The 21,073-nt window shown below is 69.2% G+C and carries 12 protein-coding genes and 3 pseudogenes; 7 read left to right on the top strand and 8 right to left on the bottom strand.

Annotation, left to right across the window (positions count from 1 at the left end):
- Positions 1-325: 325 nt before the first annotated feature.
- Positions 326-2,218, top strand: a pseudogene (locus tag ACTWQR_RS25760) (DNRLRE domain-containing protein); the annotation flags it as partial.
- A 1,962-nt stretch (positions 2,219-4,180) separates the two neighbouring features.
- Here the strand turns inward: ACTWQR_RS25760 and ACTWQR_RS25755 are convergent.
- Positions 4,181-4,822, bottom strand: coding sequence for a hypothetical protein (locus ACTWQR_RS25755; protein WP_443229536.1), 642 nt, complete (start codon positions 4,820-4,822; stop codon positions 4,181-4,183).
- Between the two features lie 342 nt (positions 4,823-5,164).
- Here ACTWQR_RS25755 and ACTWQR_RS25750 point away from each other — a divergent pair, with 342 nt between their 5' ends.
- A complete protein-coding gene (locus ACTWQR_RS25750; RefSeq protein WP_443229535.1) occupies positions 5,165-6,214 on the top strand; it encodes a tyrosine-type recombinase/integrase in 1,050 nt (349 codons plus the stop codon).
- Positions 6,215-6,280: 66 nt separating this feature from the next.
- On the opposite strand, the gene ACTWQR_RS25745 is transcribed toward ACTWQR_RS25750, so the two are convergent.
- Complete coding sequence (locus ACTWQR_RS25745; protein ID WP_443229534.1) at positions 6,281-7,459, bottom strand: magnesium and cobalt transport protein CorA; 1,179 nt, start codon at positions 7,457-7,459, stop codon at positions 6,281-6,283.
- 712 nt (positions 7,460-8,171) lie between these two features.
- Here ACTWQR_RS25745 and ACTWQR_RS25740 point away from each other — a divergent pair.
- From ACTWQR_RS25740 to ACTWQR_RS25730, 3 genes and pseudogenes are all read left to right on the top strand, one after another.
- Positions 8,172-8,333, top strand: a pseudogene (locus tag ACTWQR_RS25740) (glycosyltransferase); the annotation flags it as partial.
- Positions 8,334-8,515: 182 nt separating this feature from the next.
- Positions 8,516-9,181: a glycosyltransferase family 32 protein gene (locus tag ACTWQR_RS25735; RefSeq protein WP_443229533.1), complete on the top strand. Its 666-nt coding sequence runs from the start codon at positions 8,516-8,518 to the stop codon at positions 9,179-9,181.
- Positions 9,182-9,287: 106 nt separating this feature from the next.
- Entirely contained in the window at positions 9,288-10,403 is a 1,116-nt protein-coding gene (locus tag ACTWQR_RS25730; protein WP_443229532.1) for a winged helix DNA-binding domain-containing protein, read from the top strand.
- 98 nt (positions 10,404-10,501) lie between these two features.
- Here ACTWQR_RS25730 and ACTWQR_RS25725 read toward each other — a convergent pair whose 3' ends face one another.
- From ACTWQR_RS25725 to ACTWQR_RS25710, 4 genes are all read right to left on the bottom strand, one after another.
- Positions 10,502-11,152, bottom strand: a complete 651-nt coding sequence (locus tag ACTWQR_RS25725) for a LysE family translocator (protein ID WP_443229531.1) — start codon at positions 11,150-11,152, stop codon at positions 10,502-10,504.
- 276 nt (positions 11,153-11,428) lie between these two features.
- Positions 11,429-12,220 (bottom strand): S1 family serine peptidase, encoded by a 792-nt coding sequence (locus ACTWQR_RS25720; RefSeq protein ID WP_443229530.1) that lies wholly within the window; start codon positions 12,218-12,220, stop codon positions 11,429-11,431.
- A gap of 638 nt (positions 12,221-12,858) precedes the next feature.
- Positions 12,859-15,714, bottom strand: a complete 2,856-nt coding sequence (locus ACTWQR_RS25715) for an AAA family ATPase (RefSeq protein ID WP_443229529.1) — start codon at positions 15,712-15,714, stop codon at positions 12,859-12,861.
- Between the two features lie 150 nt (positions 15,715-15,864).
- Positions 15,865-16,674: a response regulator transcription factor gene (locus ACTWQR_RS25710; protein ID WP_443229609.1), complete on the bottom strand. Its 810-nt coding sequence runs from the start codon at positions 16,672-16,674 to the stop codon at positions 15,865-15,867.
- Between the two features lie 144 nt (positions 16,675-16,818).
- On the opposite strand from ACTWQR_RS25710, the gene ACTWQR_RS25705 reads away from it, so the two are divergent.
- Complete coding sequence (locus ACTWQR_RS25705; protein ID WP_443229528.1) at positions 16,819-18,504, top strand: AMP-binding protein; 1,686 nt, start codon at positions 16,819-16,821, stop codon at positions 18,502-18,504.
- Complete coding sequence (locus ACTWQR_RS25700) at positions 18,501-20,108, top strand: AMP-binding protein (RefSeq protein WP_443229527.1); 1,608 nt, start codon at positions 18,501-18,503, stop codon at positions 20,106-20,108. The genes ACTWQR_RS25705 and ACTWQR_RS25700 overlap by 4 nt, the downstream gene beginning before the upstream one ends.
- 39 nt (positions 20,109-20,147) lie before the next feature.
- Here ACTWQR_RS25700 and ACTWQR_RS25695 read toward each other — a convergent pair whose 3' ends face one another.
- Together ACTWQR_RS25695 and ACTWQR_RS25690 are read right to left on the bottom strand one after the other, a co-directional pair.
- A complete protein-coding gene (locus tag ACTWQR_RS25695; protein WP_443229526.1) occupies positions 20,148-20,666 on the bottom strand; it encodes a GNAT family N-acetyltransferase in 519 nt (172 codons plus the stop codon).
- Positions 20,667-20,750: 84 nt separating this feature from the next.
- Positions 20,751-21,073, bottom strand: a pseudogene (locus ACTWQR_RS25690) (hypothetical protein); the annotation flags it as partial.

Below are 21,073 nucleotides of genomic sequence, written 5' to 3'. Positions count from 1 at the left end.
TCTACGGGTCGGCGATGCCCTTGGAGGTGCGGGCGGAGTTGGTGGCGGGGCGGGCAAAGCCTGGGCGACCAGCGGGTTGGGAAGAGCCGAGCCATGTGATGCTACTTACGTTTGAGGCGGCGGACCCTTGGCAGCTCCGCCGCTAGCGCCGCCGACTTTGGCGTGATCATGCTCGGCTGGAAAGTTCATTCACCAAGTGGGTCTCCCTTCCTAGAGTCCCTCCTCGTGCCCTTTTTCGCACAGGAGTTCCATAGGAAGGACGCGGTGCATCGTGCAACAACACCAGAGATCCCGCTTAGCGCCAAGACGCAGACGCCTCGGACACATGGCGGCGATCGCCGCTCTGCTGCTGACCGCGCAGGCCGGTATCGCCCTGACCGGGCAGGCCGTCGCGGCCCCCACCCCGGGTGACGGGGAATCCTCGGTCGGCGGCGTAGAACCCTCGAAGGCGGACATCGAGGCGTCGGACCGGGCCTGGGCCGCCGCGCACGCCAAGGGCTCGCGGGCGTGGGCGCTGGCCGAGGCTGAGCGGACCGGGAAGAAGACCGTCGTCACCGACGAGACGTCGGCGACCACCTACACGGTGGCCAATCCGGACGGCACGCTGACCTCCGAGCTGACCGCCGGTCCGGAGCGGACCTGGCAGGACGGCGCGTGGCGGAAGGTCGACGCCACCCTCACCAAGGCCGCCGACGGCACCATCACCGCCAAGGCACATCCGAACGGGCTGCGGCTGGGCGGCAAGGGCGGCACGCCGCCCAAGTCGCTGCGCGCCGCGCAGGACGCCACAGCCCGGGACCTGGTCACCCTCGGTGCCGGCGACGACCAGGTGACGCTGGGGTGGAAGGGCGGTCTGCCGGAGCCCGAGCTGGACGGTCCCCGCGCCCGTTACGAGAACGCGGTGCCCGGCGCCGATGTCATCGTCGAGGCCACCCGTACCGGTTTCGAGCAGTTCGTGGAGATCGGAGAGCGGCCCTCCGGCGCCTACTCCTACACCCTGCCCGTCAAAGCGAAGGGCCTGAAGGCGAAGGCGAACAAGGACGGCTCGGTCACCTTCACCGACGCCGCCACCGGCGCCGAGCGCGCCGTGATGCCGGCCCCGGTGATGTGGGACTCCGCCGTGGACAAGAGGTCCGGCGAGCACACCAACCGGGTCCGTGTCGCCATGGAGGTCGTCGACAAGGGCGCCGGTGAGCTCGACCTGGTCGTCACCCCGGACGCCGGCTTCCTCGCCGACCCGGGCACCCGGTACCCGGTGACCGTCGACCCGTCCACCTCCGCGCTGACCAACACCTTCGACACCTACGTGCAGCAGGGCGAGACCGTCGACTGGTCCAGCGACGTCGAACTCGACCTCGGCAACCCCGGCACCACCAACTCCAACGGCACCCCACGCACCGCACGCTCCTTCATCACCTGGAACACCACACCGATCCAGGACGCGCTGATCGTCGACACCAACCTGTCGCTGTACAACTTCCACTCCGGCAACACCGACTGCAGCGCCCAGAAGTGGACCGTCTGGGACACCACCGCCCCCTCCACGTCCTCGCGCTGGACGTCCCAGCCCACGTGGAATCAGGAGTACCACTCCTCCACGGAGACCAAGGGCAACCCGTCCTGCACGGCCACTCAGCCGGACGGCTGGATCAACGCCGACGTCGACGCCCTCGTGCAGACCTGGGCCTCGGCCAAGGCCACCCGCGGTCACATGGGCCTGCGCGCCGCCACCGACTCTACCGACGCGTGGAAGCGGGTCAACTCCGCGAACGCCACGGCCAACCAGCCCAAGCTGTCGGTGACGTACAACTACCGTCCCTCCGACGGCACGAACCGTCAGGCGGGCGGCCCGTTCCGGTCGTACGCGGGGGTTTGGGTGGTGAACACCACCACCCCGACCCTGCGGGACACCTTCACCGACCCGGACGGTGACACCGTCAACGGCACCTTCCAGGTCTACGACGCCGCCACCAACACCCCGATCACCACACCGGCGGGTGAGGGGCTGCTCGTCTCCGCCTTCGTCGCCTCGGGCACGCCGGCGTCCGTCACCGTACCGGCCGGCCAGCTCCGGGACGGCAAGACCTACAAGTTCCGCACCAACCCCTACGACGGCACCCATTACAACCTGAGCTGGTCCGGCTGGACCCAGTTCGTCGTCGACACCACCGCACCCGGCGAGCCGGCCTCCATCACCTCCGCCACCTACCCGGAGAACTGGGGCGGCGGCGGCGCCGGCGTCGTGGGCACCTTCGACGTCGCGACTGGCGACGCGTCCCCGTACGAGGTGCAGTACCGCCTCGACCCCTACGAGGACGACGCCGCGGACTACGGCTGGTCATCCGTACGCACCACCACGCCGACCGGGTCCGGCAGGGCCGTGGCGCCCGAAGCCTCCTACACCGCGACCCCGGCCGCCGACGGCAACCACCTGACGCAGACACGCACCGTGGACCGGGCTGGCAACGTGGGACCGATCAAGGACTACGGGTTCACCGCCGGGAACCGGAACTACAACCGCGCCCAGAAGGTGGACATCAAGCTCCCCGTGCTCGACACGGCCTCCGTGGACCCGGTGCTGACAGATGCCCCGCAGCCGCCGCCTGCCCACCCGGACGACGGGAACATCGCGTGGAAGGGCTGGGAGCCGCGAACCTTCGACAGCGGCGGCACAAGGGTGACCGTCACCCCGCTGCAGGAACGCTCGCTGGAGGGGACCCGTAAGGCAGCGAAGGAAGCCGCTCAGCGGGACGAGACCCGGGCGCCCGACTACCCGGACCCGATCATCAAGGGTGACTGGTGCCAGCCCTCTCTGTACGGCGAAGCGCAGAAGTCGCTGATCACACGCAATGAGGCGTGCCTGTTCTTTGGCCTGGATTTCACCGCGACATACAGCTGGAACGGCGTCCCGGTCGCCGAGCATCACGCATCCTTCGAGGTCGCTTACCAGGTCAAGACCGACCCGAAGAACGGCGACATCAAGACGTGGATCCAGATCAACCCCATCTTCAACGACTTCCCCGGGCATGACGAGTCGGTGCTGCTCGGTGCGGGAAGCGAGGATGCGTACATCGACTCCATGTGCTTCAGCGCTGCCTGCGAGGGAGCCGTGGACAGCAGGGACGTGAGGAACTTCGACTTCTACAACGACCTGAGCTGGAAGGGCGGCGGCGACAGTCAGCCGGTCGACACCCACATGGCCACGGGAACGGCCAGCCACAAGTGGGACGGTTCGGTCAACAGCGCCACCGGTTCCCGGGACATCGACCTGTCGAAGGGGCTCCCGGTCTGGTTCATCGGCCAGTTCGACACCTACTACGAGCCGGCCGAGGGCAAGAAAGACGACACCTTTCACACTCCGTTCCGCTCTCCGCGCATCGACGTGCGCTGCGACAAGGTCACGGCGAACGGCGCCGACCCCGGCTGTGTGCTGCCGCAGCACTTCCCTCAGTACAAGTTCAACACCGGCAAGTACCCGGCCGCCGCGGCGCATGCCTGGCTGATCCAGAACAAGTCGAAGGTCAAGGGAAGCGGCAAGAACCGCTCCGATCCACTGACCTATCTGCCGCCCCAGAAGCGAAACGCGACCGGCTATGACACTGATAACAACCGGGAAAAGGTGATGTGCTCCAAGTCCCGGTCCAAGCGCACAGACGGATGGGTTCCCAGCAAGCCGTTCCTCAAGCACCCCTGGACGGCCCTGCACCCGGAGATCACCGAAGGCGCCGCTGAAGGGATCTCCTGCGATGAGTTCCCGTTCTCTTCCACCTACCAATCCCCCGGCACGCCCAAGGTGAACGGCGGGATGAACACCGCTGGTGCGAACGGTGGCGGCGAGTGCATCCAGACCGTTGCGGCCAAGACCGACGACGGCAGTGAACACCTGCTCGATGACACCCGTTACGACGCCCCGACGTTCGCGGAAAACTGCGGCCGGTCGTCGATGTCGCTGAAGGTCAACTCCGGATCGATGAACAAGTTCGGGTTCACCGATCCGACATTCATCAAGACGTTCCGGGTTCTGGACGGCGACGCCTACACCCTCGACCCGGGCAATGCCTGGTTCAAGGCGTGTGACCCGTCCAAGGCCACACTGGTCTGCACGATGGCCAAGCCGTAGCAAGCCGTAGCAAGTAATCCTTGACGGTCCCCGCCCGGATCCGGGCGGGGACCGCTTTGGTCAGTGAACCGGGCTCCAGTGCTCCGCGGCATCCGTCAGCCAGGACCCCTGAGGACGGTCCCAGATCAGGCAGCCCCACACGACGCCGGGCACATTGGAGCCCATCAGGTTCGCAGGCCCTACGTTCAGCGTGCGGTGAACGCTCTCCAGGTAGACGGCCATCGACGGGTAATCGGGCGTGCCGGCCGGGTTGTCCTCGAACGACCACTTCCCGACACCACGGGCGCCGATGTAGGTGCCCTGCAGTGGAGCGTCCTCGTCGTCCCCCGTGAGCCAGGGAACAACCTCGGCGCCCCAGAAGTCCTCCGTCCCAGGCCCGGGAAGGCGCGGCCCCAGCGCCTTGGACGGCGACAGAAGCAGCCCGTCCGGGAAGAACGCCCCGGAGAAGACCTCGCCCTGCTCGTCGGCCTCGATGTCCTGGTGCTCCACACCACCGCACAGTCGCCACAACTGCCGAAGTTCAGCGGGAAGTTCAAAGCCGAGGCGTTCGCGGAGAAGAGTATCGGCGCGCTCGATCTCAGCCTCGGACGCGGGCGGCAGGAGTGAGGCGTGCGAGAGGGGTGCGTGTTCGGCGAGCCATGCGGTGATGTTCCGCCAGGCCGCCTCGACGCGGGCGGGGTCGGTGTTCTGTTCGACAGGCATGCGGGCAACCGTAGTGCAGGACGATGGACGGGACGACTGCCTCATGGTCGGTTCGGAGGTACCGGTGCGGACCTGGCGAAACCACGGTCCCGGCGCGGCCGACGGCCCTCACCACTGGACCGACCCGGCAGTCACAGCCATCGGCGTGAGCGGCATTCGCGCGAGAGGCACTGTGCATGAGGTGCCGTTCGCCTCGACGTATGAGTCCGTCCGCGGCCCGTCGCCGCGGGCAGGAAGACCCTGGCTGGCAGCACGTTCACTTCGGCGTCCGTCTCCGCGGCCGACAGCTCAGCCCTGCGCGACATCACACCGACGGTTCTGCGGGGCTACATCGCCACGCTGGTGAGTGACCTCTCCCCGCGGTACTCGCGACAGATCCTCTCCACGCTCTCGAACATCTTCGAGACCGCCATCGACGACAAGCGTCTGGTGCGCAACCCGCTGCGGGCCAAGTCGGTGCGCTGGCCCAAGGCTCCTGACGACCAGCGGGAAGCCTGGCCGCTGGAGACCGCGCTGCGGGTTCGGGACTCGATCAACCCGCGCTATCGGATCGCCGCCGTGGTCGCCCTGGGCTGCGGACTGCGACAGGGCGAAGTGTTCGGGCTGTCACCGGAGGACGTCGACTTCCGCCGCGGACTGCTGCGCATCCGTCGGCAGGTTCAACTCCTTCACGGGCGCTTGTACTTCACGCTCCCGAAGGGCGGCAAGACGCGCGTCGTCGACATGCCTTCCTCGGTTGCCTCGGCGCTGGCCGAGTACTTCATGGAGTACCCCGCAGTCGAGGTCGAACTGCCGTGGGGAGGTCCTGAGCCCGACCGCGAGAGGGAGAAGTTCCCGCTCATCCTGACCACGACATACGGCAACGCCATCCGGGCGAACATCTTCAACGTCGACGTGTGGAAGCCCGCCCTGGCCGCGGCTGGTGTGATCCCCATGCGGAAGCAGGGCGAGCGCTGGAAGGCGTCCCGCAAGGACGGCTTCCACGTGCTGAGACACACGTACGCCTCGGTCATTCTCGAAGCGGGAGAATCCGTCGTCACCCTTGCGCGCTGGCTCGGGCACTCCAGCCCGACCATCACCTTGGACTTCTACGCCCACTCATGCCCGAGGCCGGCGGGAAGGGGCGCGGTGCCATCGACGCCCTGCTCAATCGGACTCCGGGAACCGCATAGAAGAAACGATTCCCTATGGTGTGGGAACAGGAGGGGCGCAGCGCTGCTGCGCCCCTCCTCGGTGTTTCGTAGCCTGCAAAGTTGCTTACTCTCCGTGTCTGTCAACGCTCCGGGTGGTCAATGGTGCGGAGGGAGCGATCCAGGCAGAGTCCTCGCGATGGGGGAGGTCGGCCGAAGCGAGGCGCGTTTCATTCTCCCCAGATTCTCCCCAGCGGCTTGAACGGTGCCTGTGGCAGCCGTGTTCGCGCCGTCGGGCCCGGTGTGCCGACGCTTGCGAGCCGACTACTCAGAGCCAGTCTCGCCGCTTGAAGATGACGTACAAACTGGTGCAAACAACCGCCATCAGGACGATCGCGAAGGGGTATCCGAGTACCCAGTGCAACTCCGGCATGTGGTCGAAGTTCATGCCGTAGATGGTCCCGACCAGGGTCGGAGCGAACAGGATCGCCGCCCATGACGAGATCTTCTTGATCTCCTCGTTCTGCTCGAAACCCGCCTCGGCGAGGGCCCGCATCTCGGCGTTCTGTTGCTGCGTGACCAGGGTCGCGTTGACCGTGAGAATGTCCGTGAGGGCCTGGCGGAAGCCGTCCACGCGTTCGCTGGTGTGGGTGACGTGGTCGGCGACGTCGCGGAGGTAGCGCTGGAGCTCCTCGTCGGTGCCGTACTTGGCGAAGCCGGCCATCAGGCCGTGCAGCATGCCGACCAAAGGGCGGGTGGCGCGCTGGAACTCGACCATTTCGCGGGAGAGTTCGTAGATGCGCCGGGAGACCCAGGGGTCGCCGCCGAAGACCTCGGTCTCGATCTCGTCGATGTCGTTCTGGACACCGGCCACGACGGGGGCGTAACCGTCCACGACCGCGTCGAGGATGGCGTAGAGGACCGCCTCGGGGCCGAGTTTCAGCAGCTCCGGGGTTTCCTCCATGCGGCGGCGGACGGCGGAGAGGTCGGGGGCGGCGCCGTGCCGGACCGTGATCAGGAAGTCGGGGCCGATGAAGACGTGCAGCTCGCCGAAGTCGACCTCCTCGGGTGCGTCGAGGTAGCGGGCGGCGCGCAGGACGACGAACAGCGTGTCGCCGTAGCGCTCCAGCTTCGGTCGCTGGTGGGCCTCCATCGCGTCCTCGACGGCGAGCGGGTGAAGGTCGAACTCGGCCGCCAGCGACAGGATTTCCTCCCCCGTCGGACGGGCCAGACCGATCCACGCCATACCGTCCTGCTGCTTGCGCAGCTCGCGGTAGGTGTCCGCGAGGGAGGCGGGTGTCGAGACGCGCACGCCGTCGCGGTAGAGCGCCGCCTGTACGACGCTGCCGGGCTCCACCGGGGTCGTCTCGGCGTCGGCCGGACGAGGTGCCGGGGGATCCTTCGGCGGTGGCGTCGCCGCGGTCATGGCGCGGCGCCATACCGACTTCCGGTTGCCCTTCGCGTTGCCCTTTGTGCTGGGTGCGGGGCGGGCTCGGCGCTCCGGCATCGCGGCTGCCTCCCGGGTCGAACGTCTGTCGTTCCGATCACGGCGCAGGATATACGGGTCAAACTACCGCACGCTCTTCAGGGCCAAGTCAGACGCTACGTCCGCTGATCGAGTAGTGATCCGGTCCGGTCGCACATTTCTCACCCGCCGTCGCTGCCGGCGCCGTGCGAAGGCGTCTCACGCCGTCGCCGCCGGGCGCAGGTCCGCTACGCCAGGGTGCACGTACGCACTTGGCCTTGGTGAAGGCTGCGTTCGTGTAGGCCCGCCCACCGCGCGAGCACCACGTCCGGTACGCCGCTGACGGCGAGGCGCCCCCGGCGGCGCGGGCGTCACCTGGCCGCTCGCGTGGGCTCCGGCCGGGGCGGCGGACACGGCGCAGGTGCCTCGGACCGAGCCCACCTGACCCGTCATCACCGTCCAAAAACCCGCGGTCCAGTCGCAACTCGCCCTCAGGGACGGGGGTCTGACACTGCGCGGGGACTCCCTGATGCGTCTCAGTGGCAAAACGTTCCCGAAAGCGGTTACCGATAGCCCAACTCTTCGAGAACAAGTTGGTAAGCAAGCCCAACCATTCCACCAACTCTCCGGTCTAGCCCTCGGTTAGCTGGATGAGAAGGAGATACGGGGACGCATGCAGATTTCCTCAGCGTTACGCAGCGATTACGGAATTGGGAGGGCGATCCGGACGACGTACAACCTTGCCGAGCATGACGTCGAGACCGTCTCGGTGCTCGGCCACCGCGACGAGCCCCTGTTCCTCTCTCTGATGGGTTCTGCCCACCCGATCGCCCTCGCCGCCGTCATCTCAAGCCGGGAGTCGTTCGGCACGACGACCGTCGAGGCCATGCGCTGCGGCCTGCCCGTCGTCTCGACCAAGGACTCGGAGCGCTTCGACCCGGCCCGGACAGCCGAGCGCAACGAGCCGATCGCCGCATCGCAGGCGGCCGACCTTTCCGTCACCATGGTCCGCTGGGAGGCGCCGTGATCCTCAACCGATTTCGCACACCCACCGCTGCGACCGCAGCCGCCATATCGGCGGACACCACGCGGGCAGGCATGCCCAAACTGATTCACGTCATATGGATCGGCAAGAACGCCTTCCCTTACCGGGACAACTTCCAGACCTGGAAGAAGCACAACCCGGACTACCAGGTCCAGCTCTGGACCGACAAGAACCTCCCCCCACTCCACAACAAGTGGATCTACGACGCCCTGGCCGACCAGCCGCTTGCCATACGGGCCGACCTGCTGCGCCTCGAACTCCTCGCCCAGTACGGCGGTATCTACACCGACGCCGACTCCTGGTGCACCCAGCCCATCGCCCCCCTGGTCGACGGCCTGAAGCTGTTCGGGATGACCGGCAACAAAGGCAACGTCCAGAACGCCACCCTCGGCACCGTCCCAGGCCACCCCGCCTACCGCATGATCGTCCAAGGCGCCGGGGCGCACTACCTCCGTCTGGCCTACCAAAAGCGCAACACGACCGAGAAGTACGAGGTCTTCGACATCTTCGGCACCCGCTACATCACCCCCATACTGCGTTCCTTCCCTGACTTCACCCAGATCGACCGAGGGGCGGTCAAGGGAAGCCGCCGCTTTATATGCGTTGAGGGCCAGGACGACATCAGCGAGGCATACATCGTCCACGCCAACGCCGTCAGTTGGAAGACGCCGGGCAGCGACAACCGGCTCACGCTCACACCAGCCCGCCCCGAAATGTAGAGAGGGCCACTGGTAAGCCAGATGGGCGCGTGGGGCGTGCGCTGGATGCAGAGATCGGCAGGATTGCGGACCGAACGTGTCCGCAAGTCCCGATAGCGTGCGGAGTATGACGAAGACCTCGACCGACCCCGTGCTGCGCGTCCGCGAGCTGAACCGCGCGACCCTCGACCGGCAACTCCTCCTGCGCCGGACCGCCCTGTCCGCGACGGAGGCCGTCGAACACCTCGTCGGCCTCCAGGCGCAGAACGTGAAGCCCCCGTACTACGCCCTCGCCGCCCGCCTGGACGGCTTCACGCCCCAGGAACTGTCGGCCGCGATGGGCGCCCGCGAGGTCGTCCGGATCGTGACCATGCGCTCCACCATCCACACCCATACCGCCGACGACTGCATCACTCTCCGCCCGCTCGTGCAGGCCGCGCGCGAGCGGGAGTTGTACGGCTTCCGCAAGGGGCTCGTCGGAGTGGACCTCGACCGGCTCACCGCGATCAGCCGGGAGCTGGTCGAGGCCGAGCCACGCACCATGAAGCAGCTGCGCGAGGTGCTGCTCGCCGAGTGGCCGGACGCCGATCCGCTGGCCCTCTCCATCGCGGCCCGCTGCCGACTGCCCCTCGTCCAGGTCACCCCTCGTGGCATGTGGGGGAAGAGCGGACAGGTCGCGCTCACCACCGCCGAGCACTGGCTCGGCCGGCCGACTCAGCCGACCCCGGCCCCCGACGCCACCGTCCTGCGCTATCTCGCCGCCTTCGGCCCCGCCTCCGTCAAGGACATGCAGACCTGGGCGGGCCTGACCCGGCTCCGCGAGGCCTTCGAACGGCTGCGGCCCCAACTGGTCACCTTCCGCGACGAGAACGGCGTCGAACTCTTCGATCTCCCGGACGCGCCCCGCCCGGACGCGGACACCCCCGCGCCGCCGCGCCTGCTGCCCGAGTTCGACAATCTGCTCCTCTCGCACGCCGACCGCTCCCGGGTCGTCTCAGCCGAGAACCGGGGCCGCAGTTGGCGGGGCAACCAGGCCTACTGCACGCTGCTCGTCGACGGTTTCCTCCAGGGCGTATGGCGGCTGGAGGAGTCCCGCGACCAGGCAGTGCTCACCATCGAGCCGTTCGGCACGCTCAGCAAGAGGCAGCGCGACGACGTGGTCGAGGAAGGACAGCGGATGTTGTCGGTGCTGAGTGAGGCGTCCTCGTACGACATCCGGTTCGGGACCGTCGTACGAGGCTGACGGCCACGAACGGCCAAGAGGTGACAGGCAACAACGGCTAGAGGTGACAGACAAGAGGTGACAGACAAGAGCGGTCGAAATGTGTGCGATGGACGCGCTCAGTCCGCCCGGCCCGTCGTCGCCACCGTCACCCCGAGCCCGATCATCGTGAAGCCGCCCGCGCCGCCGATCATCGACAGCCGGCGGTCCGAGCGGGCGAACCAGCTGCGGGCCTTGGCCGCGGTCAAGCCCCATGCGGTGTCCGTGACCAGGCCGATGGATATCGGGATCAGGCCCAACACGAGCATCTGCAGGGGCAGTTGACCGGCCGAGTGGTCCACGAACTGGGGCAGAACAGCGGCGAAGAAGACTATGCCCTTAGGGTTCGTGACACCGACCAGGGCGCCGTCCAGGAGTGTCCGCAGATCGCCGCGGGCGGGCGACTTGGCCGCGTGCTGGTCGATGGCTGACGCCCTCAACTCCTTGCGGTGCCGGAACGCCTGCACGCCGAGGAAGATCAGATACGCGGCCCCCGCCAGCTTCACCGTCATATGGACGACGACCGAGCGCTCCACTATCGAGCCGACCCCGAGCGCGACCGCGACAACCAGCAGATACGAGCCGATGACGTTCCCGATGGCCGTCGCCACCGCCGTGCGTCGGCCGTGAGCGAGTGCCCGGCCGATCACGAACAGCACGCTCGGCCCCGGGATCATGACCACCAGCAGCGACATCACCGCAAAAGCCAGGAACCGGTCCGTCGACACCATGCCCGTCACCTCCATCGCTCAGCCCATCACCCGCACCGGAATCCATTGAAACAGGCGGCACTGACACCGCGTCCAGAGATGTTCTGGCAGATGTCCTGGTACATGTCCCGGCAGATGCCCCAGCACATGGAAAGGGGGCGTTGCGGGCCGCTCGTGGAGGCCCGCAACGCCCCCTGGCGCTACCTGAGTCGTGCTCAGGAAGTCTCGGGACGGGACGTACTGGTAGAGGTGCCGGAGGTGTGCCGACCGTTGTACTGAGAGGTACCGCGAGAGGTGCTAGCTGTTGACCTGCGTCGTCACGAGGTTCGAGAAGGTGGTCAGGCGGGTGTAGACGCCCGGGTATTCGGCGTCCGCGCAGCCGTAGCCCCACGAGGTGATACCGGCGAGCTTGCCGCCGATGACGAAGGGGCCGCCGCTGTCGCCCTGGCAGGTGTCCACACCACCGGAGGAGAAGCCCGCGCAGACCATGTCGGAGGCGATGTAGGACGAGCCGTACGCCGAGGAGCAGGTGGAGTTGGACACGGTCGGGACCGTGGCCGTGCGCAGCTGGTTGGAGGACGAACCGCCCGAGCTGGTCGTGCCCCAGCCGGTGATCCGCGCGGTGGTGCCGGCCGCGTACACGCTGGTCTCGGAGGAGGAGACGTAGCTGATGGGCGTGTACGGCATCGAGGTGGACAGGGTCAGGACCGCGATGTCGTCGCCGTTCTCGGCGTCCGTGTAGTCGGGGTGGATCCATATCTTGCTGACCTGGCTGACGGTGCCGTTGGTGCCGTTGCGGTAGGTACGGCCGCCGACCACACGGGTACTGCTCGTGGTTCTCCCGACCATGCAGTGGGCGGCCGTGACCACCTTGGTCGCCGACACCAGGGTGCCGCCACAGAACTGGGACTGCGAGGCGTTGGTGATCTGCATGACGTACGGGTACGCCGACGCCGTGGTCGTCGAGCCCCCGACGATGGGCTGGGGAGCGGCACTTGCGGTGGACACGCCGAGCAGGCCGGTCGTCGCGGCGGCGGCGATCGCCGCGGTCACGGCGGCGGCCTTCTTGGCAAGGGTGAGCCCGAACATGGTTCTCCTCAGGAGTGCCGGTGGGGGGTGGCGTGGGGGGTGTAGCGACAGCCTGCGGGGCGAGTCCCACGCTAGAAGCGGACCCGTCCTCTCCCCAATGAGGGAACTCCCTGCGGGAGTTGACGAGGGAAAACCCTCGGTCACCTGCCACGGCCCTCCGGGCTGACACCAACCGCTGAACCCGTCGGTGGGCCGCTGACGACACCAGGGTCTCCGACCGCACCTTGGTTTCGAACGGCTCTTGGCCTCCGAGCGGCACTTGGCCTCCGAGCGGCACTTGGCCTCCGAGCGGCGGACTTCCCGTCGCCAAGCACGCCGCACCGCCGGTCACTTACCGCTGGACCTGCCGACTGCCGGCCACCGACTGCCGGGATTTGGCGGACACCCGCAATCGCAACCCTGGACCGTGGGCTCCAGGCCTGGACCCAGGCCCCGACCCAGACCGCGACCCAGACCGCGGAACCCCGACCCCAGACCGCGGAACCCCGACCCCAGACCGCGGACCCCGACTCCAGACCTCGACCCCAGACCCAGACCTCGACCCCAGACCCCGACCCAGGCTGTGGACCCCAACCCCGACCCAACCCCGGACCGCGGGGCCGCCCCGGGCCCCCGGCCCTGCGACCGCCGCCCCCGGCTCAATCCCCCCGCTGCCGCCCCGCCGCCAACCGAACAATGTCGACCCTCGACCGGATCCCCAGCTTCCGGTACACCCGGGTGAGCGTCGCCTCGACGGTCTTCACGCTGATGAACAGCCGCGCGGCGATCTCGCGGTTGGTGGCGCCTTCCAGGACGAGGGCCGCGACCTGGCGCTCCGTCGAGGCCAGCCGGTCGAGTTGGGGCAAGGCGGACTCGATGATCGGCGGAGTGGCGGCAGGGCCGGACCCGGAGACCGGGTTCAACTGGCGGAGCCACGGCGCGGCTTTGCAGCGGCGGAACAGGCGCGCCGCCTCGTCGTAAGAGCCCCGTCCCGGCCCCGACTGCTCCGCCCGCAGCCGCGCCAGTGCGAGGGCGGCCCGTGCCTCTTCGAGCCCGTATCCGAGTTGCGCCAGGCGGTCCTGCGCCGACGTCAACTGCTCCGCTGCCGCCTCGTGTTGGCCGCCGGCCGCCTTCACCAGGGCCTCGGCCCGGTCCAGTACGGCGAGAACGCTCGCCCGCCGGAGCCGTATCGCGTGCTCACGGGTGGCGGTGATGACGTCCTGCGCCTCCCCGGGTTCGCCGATGCGTACGAGCGCCTCGGCGAGGTCGCCGTGCCAGCGGCCCCGAGCGGGGTCGAAGATGCCGAGGCCCTGCTCCAACTCCCTTGCCCGGCGCAGAGACTGGACTGTCCCCGCCGCGTCTCCCGCCACCAGCTGGGCATGCCCCAGCGCGCCCAGCGCACGCGAGAGGTAGATCAGGTCGCCGTCGTCCTCGGCGCGGCGCACCGCGTCGCCGGCCAGGACGAGCGCCCGGTGCACATCGCCGCCCGCGGCCTCGGCGAGCGAGGTGAACATGTTGCCCGCGGCCTCACCGATGCCCGTGTCCCGGGCGAGCCGCAGGCTCTCGTGGGCGAGATCGAGCGCCCGCCCGCAGTGCCCGGCACGGAGTTCGGTCTCGGCGAGCCCGCGCAGGAAGTGCACCTCGCTCTCGACCATGCCGCGCCGACGCACCTCGCCCAGGAGCCGGGTGATCGTCGTACGCGCCTCGGTGAGCTGGTCGCTCATGATCTGCCAGCGGAACCGGGTGGCGCCCGCCCCGTTGTGGTCGCAGGCCACCCTCGGGTCCTGCGGTTCCGTCAGTGCCCGCTCGAGGGTCGCCGGGGCCTCCGGGTGGCCCATCAGGGTCTCCATCTGGGCCTGGAAGGACAGGGCCAGCAGCTCGGTGCTCCGGTCGGCGGCCGTGGCGGCGAGCCGTGCGGCCTCGGCGGCCTGCTCGCGGCCCTTGCCCATCTCGCCCTCCACGAGCAGTGCCCGCCAGGCCAGTTGGTAGTGGACCAGTGCGAGCAGCCGCGGATCCTCACCCGCGTCAGCGAGGGCTTGAGGGAAGACGGACTCGACCTCGGCCATCGCCTGGCCCGCCGAGTCGATCACGACCATCCAGGCGCGTACCCGGACGGCCGCGTCGGTCGCCCGGTCCAGGACGTCGCGGGCCACTTCGCGGGCGAGGTCGATCTCGCCGGAGGTCAGCGCGTCCTCCGCGGACCGCAACCGCCGTTCGTCCGCGCCGGGTTGGCTGCCCGGCGGGGTGTGCCGGGCGGCGAGCAGCCCGAGTTGGGCCGCGACCGAGGGGGCGCCGCGGTCCCGGGCAAGGGCAGCGGCCTCGGAGAGCCGCGCCGCGACCCGCTCGTCCGTGCCGGAGGTCGCCAGCGCCAGATGCCGGGCCCGTTCGATCGGATCGGAGGCAGCCGTGGACAGCGCGGCATGGGCGGCCCGTCGTTCCTGGGGCGTCGCCTGCGCGTACAGCGCGGCCGAGACGAGCGGATGCGCGAAACGTACGGCACCCTCCTGCCCGTCCGGACCTTGCCCGTCCGGCCCATGGGCCGCCACCAGTCCGAGCGAGGCCGCGAGTGCCGTCTCGGCCTCAGCGTTCGTACGGCCCGCGGCGTGCAGCAGCGCCTGGGTGGGGCGGGCTCCCGCGCTGGCGACGAGCAACGTCTGCCGGGCGTCGGCGGACAGCAGTTCGAGGCGGCTGAGCACGAGGGCACGCAGTGAGGTCGGCACCGGCAGCGGCTCGCCGGGCCGGGGCGGCGTCGGGCTCTCGGCCAGGGCGCGGGCGAGCTCCAGCGCGAACAGCGGGTTGCCCCCGCTGGTGTGGTGAATGTCCCGCAGGGTCGAGCGACGCAGCCCCGTGTAGCCGCGGGCGACGAGGAGCTCGGCGACGTGCGGCCGGGAGAGCGGGGTCAGCCGCAGGGCCAGCGTCTCCGGAGGATACGCGCGTAGATACGGATCATGCTCCTGCTCCTTCGGCTCCGTGCCGGTACGCACCGCGCCGAGCATCCGCACCGGCATCCCGCCGAGGCGGCGGGCGGCGAAGCCGAGCAGCTCGGCGCTCGGCGCGTCCAGCCACTGGAGGTCGTCGGCGACCAGGAGAACGGGTCCCTTGGCCGCCAGCGCGCGCAGCACCGACAGCACCGCGAGCCGTAGCGCGAGGCCGTCCCGGTGCAGAGACGATTCGGCGCGGCCGGTGAGCGCCGCTTCGAGCGCGGCCTGCTGCGGGGCGGGCAGTGCGTCCGCGACCTCGTCGGCGATGAGGCCGAGCAGATCGACCAGCGCGAGGAACGGGAGATGGGATTCGGACTCGGTCGCCGAGCAGCGCAACACGGTCCTGGCCGATTCGGCGTAATTCGCGGCGATTGCCCGCAGGACGGTCGACTTTCCTATTCCGGGCGGGCCGTGCAGCAGGACGCTACCCCCTCGGGAGAGCTGCTCACCTGCTCGTTTGAGCGGCTCATCTGCCCCGACGACCTGGTCGAAACGGGGTCTGACAGGCTCCTCGAAATCCCGTCGCACGCGCACCGCTCCTTCCGTGTCGTGTCCGGCTCAATATTATGCAAAGAGGTGATGAATTTCGGTGCGTTCTATCGTGAGGGAAATAACAGAGATTTGGCATACGGGATTTCAGAGCGCCCGTGCATGAATGGAACGCTCGGGGGGAGGGATGGACCTTCAGGGCAGCACCCCCGCCCTCCGCGCCGCCACCACCGCTTCCAGCCGCGTGTGCGCACCCAGCTTGCGCATCGCCGAGTGCAGATAGGCCTTCACGGTTTCGGGCCGCAGTCCCAGGCGGTCCGCGGCGGCCGCGTTGGTCGTGCCGACCGCCACACAGGCCAGAACGTCCAGCTCACGCGGGGTAAGGCGGACCCGCCGGTCCGTCGGCACCGGGGCCGGCGCGGCGGCCAGCGTGTCACAGACCGCGAGAAGCTCCGCCCGCAGCGCCGGGTCCACGATGCGCGGGGCCAGCGCCCGCAGGGCCCCGTGTGCCTCCCGGACCTGCTCCCACGCCGCGCCCTCCGCCGTCACCCCCGGCTCGCGCGCCGCTGCCAGCAGGTCACGCGCCTCGTCCCGTACGACCAGCGACTGCTCCATGTCCCGCGCCGCCTCCACCGCCGCGGCGAGCGTCCGGTCACCGAGGGCTTGGGCCGTGCGCAGGGCGCCGTACAGGACACCGCGCACCCGACGCCGTACGACGACCGGCACCGCGAGTACGGAGCGCAGCCCCTCCGCGGCGACCGCGGCGTCGTACTCATGACTGATCTGGCGTGAGGAGGAGTAGTCCGTGACGGCACACGGCCGGGCCAGGGCGACCGCCTTGCCGCCCAGACCGTGGCCCGACGACACGGCGAGCGCGCTGAGCACCGCCGTCGCGGTCCCGTTCAGCTCGCTGATACGTACCTGTCGCCGGCCCGGCTCGACCAGCCCGCCGAAGGCGACCGGCAGTCCCGTCGCCCGGCGCAGCCGCATCAGCGCGCCGCGCATCTCCACCGCTTCGGCTGCGCCTGTTGCCACGTGACCGTCCCTTCTCCGCCGCGCACCCCCCGTCCGGGGGTAGTGAGACCCGCATCACGGATTACACGATGTCATTGAGCCATCCGGCAATGGTGCCGGGTCCGAGGAGGACAGATGACGACGACGCCGACGTCAACGGAGCGCTTCCGCAGCGCGCGGGACTTCCTGCTGGAGCATCGCGAGGACTATGCCACGGCCTACGAGGGTTTCAGCTGGCCACGCCCCGAATTCTTCAACTGGGCCCTCGACTGGTTCGACGTCATCGCGGACGGCAACGGCCGGACCGCACTGCACATCGTCGAGGAGGACGGCCGCGAGACCCGGCTGTCCTTCGGCGAGCTGTCCGTGCGCTCCGACGAGGTCGCGGTGTGGCTGCGCGAGCTGGGCGTCCGCGCCGGAGACCGGATCCTGGTCATGCTCGGCAACCAGGCCGAACTGTGGGTTACGGCGCTCGCCGCGATGAAGCTGCGCGCCGTGGTCATCCCGGCCACCCCGCTGCTGGGCCCCGCCGACCTGCGGGACCGCGTCGACCGGGGCCGGGTGCGGCACGTGATCGTGCGCGCCGAGGACACCGGCAAGTTCGACGAGGTGCCCGGCGACTACACGCGCGTCGCCGTCGGCGGCGAGCGCCACGGCTGGCAGTCGTACGAGGACGTGTACCACCGAGCCTCCTCCGGCACCTTCGGGCCGGACGGCCCGACCCGGGCCGACGACCCGCTGATGCTCTACTTCACCTCGGGCACCACCGCCCGCCCCAAGCTCGTCGAGCACACCCATGTGTCGTACCCGGTCGGCCACCTGGCGACCATGTACTGGATCGGCCTCAAGCCCGGCGACGTGCACCTGAACATCTCCTCGCCCGGCTGGGCCAAGCACGCCTGGTCGAACCTCTTCGCGCCCTGGAACGCCGAGGCGACCGTCTTCCTCCACAACTACACGCGCTTCGACGCGGGCCGGCTGATGGCCGAGATGGACCGGGCGGGAGTCACCACCTTCTGCGCCCCGCCCACCGTGTGGCGCATGCTCATCCAGGCCGACCTGACCCAGCTGCGAACGCCGCCGCGCGAGGCCGTCGCCGCCGGGGAACCGCTCAACCCCGAGGTCATCGAGCAGGTGAGGCAGGCCTGGGGTGTGACCGTCCGGGACGGCTTCGGGCAGACCGAGACGGCTGTGCAGGTGTCCAACAGCCCAGGTCAGCCACTCAAGACGGGATCCATGGGGCGGCCGAGCCCGGGCTTCCGGGTCGAGCTGCTCGACCCCGTGTCGGGTGCGCCGGGCGCGGCGGAGGGCGAGATCGCGCTCGACCTGTCCGCGCGCCCCGTGGGCCTGATGACCGGCTACCACGGCGACGCCGACCGTACGGCCGAGGCGATGGCGGACGGCTACTACCGGACGGGCGACATCGGTTCGCGCGACACGGACGGTTACATCACGTACGTGGGTCGCGCCGACGACGTATTCAAGGCCAGCGACTACAAGATCAGCCCCTTCGAGCTGGAGAGCGCGCTCCTCGAACACGAGGCGGTCGCCGAGGCGGCTGTGGTGCCCGCCCCCGACGAGCTGCGGCTCGCCGTCCCCAAGGCGTACGTCGTCCTGGCCGAGGGCTGGGAGCCGGGGCCCGACACCGCGAAGGTGCTCTTCGAGCACGCGCGCACCGTCCTCGCCCCGTACAAGCGCATCCGCCGACTGGAGTTCGGCGAGCTGCCCAAGACCGTGTCGGGCAAGATCCGGCGGATCGAGCTGCGTGAGGCGACGGCGGCGGGGTCGGACGCCGAGTACCGCGAGGAGGACTTCCGGTGAGCGGATTCTCGTATGCGCATGGGACCAGCACGACACCACTCCTCGGTGACACCATCGGCGCCAACCTCGACCGGGCCGTCGCCGAGTATCCCTCGCGGGACGCGCTCGTGGACGTGCCCTCCGGACGGCGCTGGACGTACGCCGAGTTCGGCGCAGCGGTCGACGAGGTGGCGCGCGGGCTGCTCGCGAAGGGTGTGCTGAAGGGCGACCGCGTCGGCATCTGGGCGGTCAACTGCCCCGAGTGGGTCCTCGTCCAGTACGCGACCGCGCGCATCGGCGCGATCATGGTGAACATCAACCCCGCCTACCGCGCCCACGAGTTGGAGTACGTGCTCAAGCAGGCCGGAATCTCGGTCCTGGTCGCCTCGCTCGCGCACAAGGGCAGCGACTACCGGGCGCTGGTCGGCCAAGTACGGGGAAAATGCCCGGAGTTGCGGGAGACGGTCTACATCGGTGATCCGAGCTGGGACGCGCTCGCAGCCGGAGCGGCTTCAGTTCCGCACGAGCAACTGGCTGCCGCCCAGGTCGAGTTGAGCTGTGACGATCCGGTCAACATCCAGTACACCTCGGGCACCACCGGCTTCCCGAAGGGTGCCACGCTCTCGCACCACAACATCCTCAACAACGGCTACTGGGTGGGCCGGACGATCGGCTACACCGAGCAGGACCGAGTGTGTCTGCCCGTGCCCTTTTACCACTGCTTCGGCATGGTGATGGGAAATCTGGGGGCCACTTCCCATGGCGCCTGCATCGTGATCCCGGCACCGTCCTTCGACCCGACGGCGACGCTGCGGGCGGTCGAGCGGGAGCGCTGTACGTCGCTGTACGGCGTCCCGACGATGTTCATCGCGGAGTTGAACCTCCCGGACTTCGCGACGTACGACCTCTCCTCCCTGCGGACCGGCATCATGGCGGGCTCGCCCTGCCCGGTCGAGGTGATGAAACGGGTGGTCGCCGAGATGCACATGGAAGAGGTGTCCATCTGCTACGGCATGACCGAGACCTCGCCCGTGTCCCTCCAGACCCGCCGCGACGACGACCTGGAGCACCGCACCGGCACGGTCGGGCGCGTCCTGCCGCACATCGAGGTCAAGGTCGTCGACCCGGCGACGGGGGTGACGGTGCCCCGTGGCTCGGCGGGCGAGCTGTGCACCCGCGGCTACAGCGTGATGCTCGGCTACTGGGACGAGCCCGAGAAGACCGCGGAGGCCGTCGACTCCGGGCGCTGGATGCACACGGGGGACCTGGCCGTGATGCTCGACGACGGATACGTGCAGATCGTCGGCCGGATCAAGGACATGATCATCCGGGGTGGCGAGAACATCTACCCGCGCGAGATCGAGGAGTTCCTGTACGCGCACCCGAAGATCGCCGACGTACAGGTGGTCGGTGTGCCCCACGAACGGTACGGCGAGGAGGTGCTCGCCTGTGTCATCCCCCGCGACTCCGCGGATCCGCTGACGTTGGAGGAGCTGCGGGCCTTCTGCGAGGGGCAGTTGGCGCACTACAAGGTGCCCAGTCGGCTGCGGATCCTGGAGTCCTTCCCGATGACGGTGTCGGGGAAGGTACGGAAGATCGAGTTGCGGGAGACGTACGCGGACTAGGCGAGAGTTACGCGGATCGGGCGGGCGGCGTGCCCGTGGCTAAGCGGGGTCCGTGGCCTTGTACATGCACACCCGGGGCCAGCGGTCGAGGCCGTGGTCGGCCTCGGCGGCGCGGATCTTCCGTAGTCCTGGGGTGAGTTCGGCTTCGCCCAGCACGCGGAAGCCGATGCGCTCGTAGTAGGGCGCGTTCCAGGGGACCTCCGTGAAGGTGGTCAGGGTGAGACCGGTCAGGCCCTGGTCGCGTGCGCGCTCGGCGGCGTACGCGATCAGGGTCCGGCCCACGCCCCGGTGGGCGGCGTCCGGGTGGACGGAGACCTGCTCGACGTGGAACGCGCCGTCGACGGGCTCGCCGATCAGGTACGCGACGACCCGGCCGTCCGCTTCGGTTTCGGTGACCCAGGCGTGGCCCGCCAGTCGGAAGCCCTCCAGCAGGTCCAGCGCGGGCGGCTCGTCCTCGGCGATCTCCGGCATGCCGAGGGCCCGGAAGGATTCGCCCGCGGCGCGTTCGATGTCCTGGAGCAGCGGGAGGTCGGCGGGAGCGGCGGGTCTGATGGGCATCGGTCGAGTATGTGGTTTCGGGGCCGGCCTCGTCGATTTCTTTGACGGGCTCGACCATTGGGGGGAGTTGGAGAGTCGGGGCGGTCAGGCTCCGGTGGCGATGAGTTCGTCGGCGAGGCTGTTCACGGGCTGCGGGGTGCCGGTGAGGTCCAGGACGAAGAGGGGGATGCCGAGGGAGTCGGCGCAGGCTCGGGCGTCCTCCTCGTAGCCGGCCAGCGAGAAGTAGACGCAGCCCGTCGACTCCGTCATCGCCGTCAGCCACAGGCACTCCACGTCGCGCAGGGAGGCGGGGCGGACGGTCGGGTCGACCTGGGCGACGATCCCGCGGGCCGCCAGGCCTATGCCGGAGGGCGGCCGCTGGTCGGCTCGCCGTATGTCCGTGTAGCCGAGCCAGCGCAGGTATAAGG

Source organism: Streptomyces sp. 2A115 (genome assembly GCF_052245575.1).
Taxonomy (GTDB): domain Bacteria; phylum Actinomycetota; class Actinomycetes; order Streptomycetales; family Streptomycetaceae; genus Streptomyces.
The sequence above is the reverse complement of the archived record's forward strand: the minus strand, read 5'-3'. Positions and strand labels throughout refer to the sequence as shown.

Bases quoted from the DNA above. Each gene is read 5' to 3' on its own strand.
- ACTWQR_RS25705 (WP_443229528.1), top strand. From the start codon at position 16,819: ATGACGACGACGCCGACGTCAACGGAGCGCTTCCGCAGCGCGCGGGAC.
- ACTWQR_RS25745 (WP_443229534.1), bottom strand. From the start codon at position 7,459: ATGCCGGAGCGCCGAGCCCGCCCCGCACCCAGCACAAAGGGCAACGCG.
- ACTWQR_RS25720 (WP_443229530.1), bottom strand. From the start codon at position 12,220: ATGTTCGGGCTCACCCTTGCCAAGAAGGCCGCCGCCGTGACCGCGGCG.
- ACTWQR_RS25710 (WP_443229609.1), bottom strand. From the start codon at position 16,674: ATGCGCGGCGCGCTGATGCGGCTGCGCCGGGCGACGGGACTGCCGGTC.
- ACTWQR_RS25695 (WP_443229526.1), bottom strand. From the start codon at position 20,666: ATGCCCATCAGACCCGCCGCTCCCGCCGACCTCCCGCTGCTCCAGGAC.
- ACTWQR_RS25725 (WP_443229531.1), bottom strand. From the start codon at position 11,152: ATGGTGTCGACGGACCGGTTCCTGGCTTTTGCGGTGATGTCGCTGCTG.
- ACTWQR_RS25735 (WP_443229533.1), top strand. From the start codon at position 8,516: ATGCCCAAACTGATTCACGTCATATGGATCGGCAAGAACGCCTTCCCT.
- ACTWQR_RS25730 (WP_443229532.1), top strand. From the start codon at position 9,288: ATGACGAAGACCTCGACCGACCCCGTGCTGCGCGTCCGCGAGCTGAAC.
- ACTWQR_RS25755 (WP_443229536.1), bottom strand. From the start codon at position 4,822: ATGCCTGTCGAACAGAACACCGACCCCGCCCGCGTCGAGGCGGCCTGG.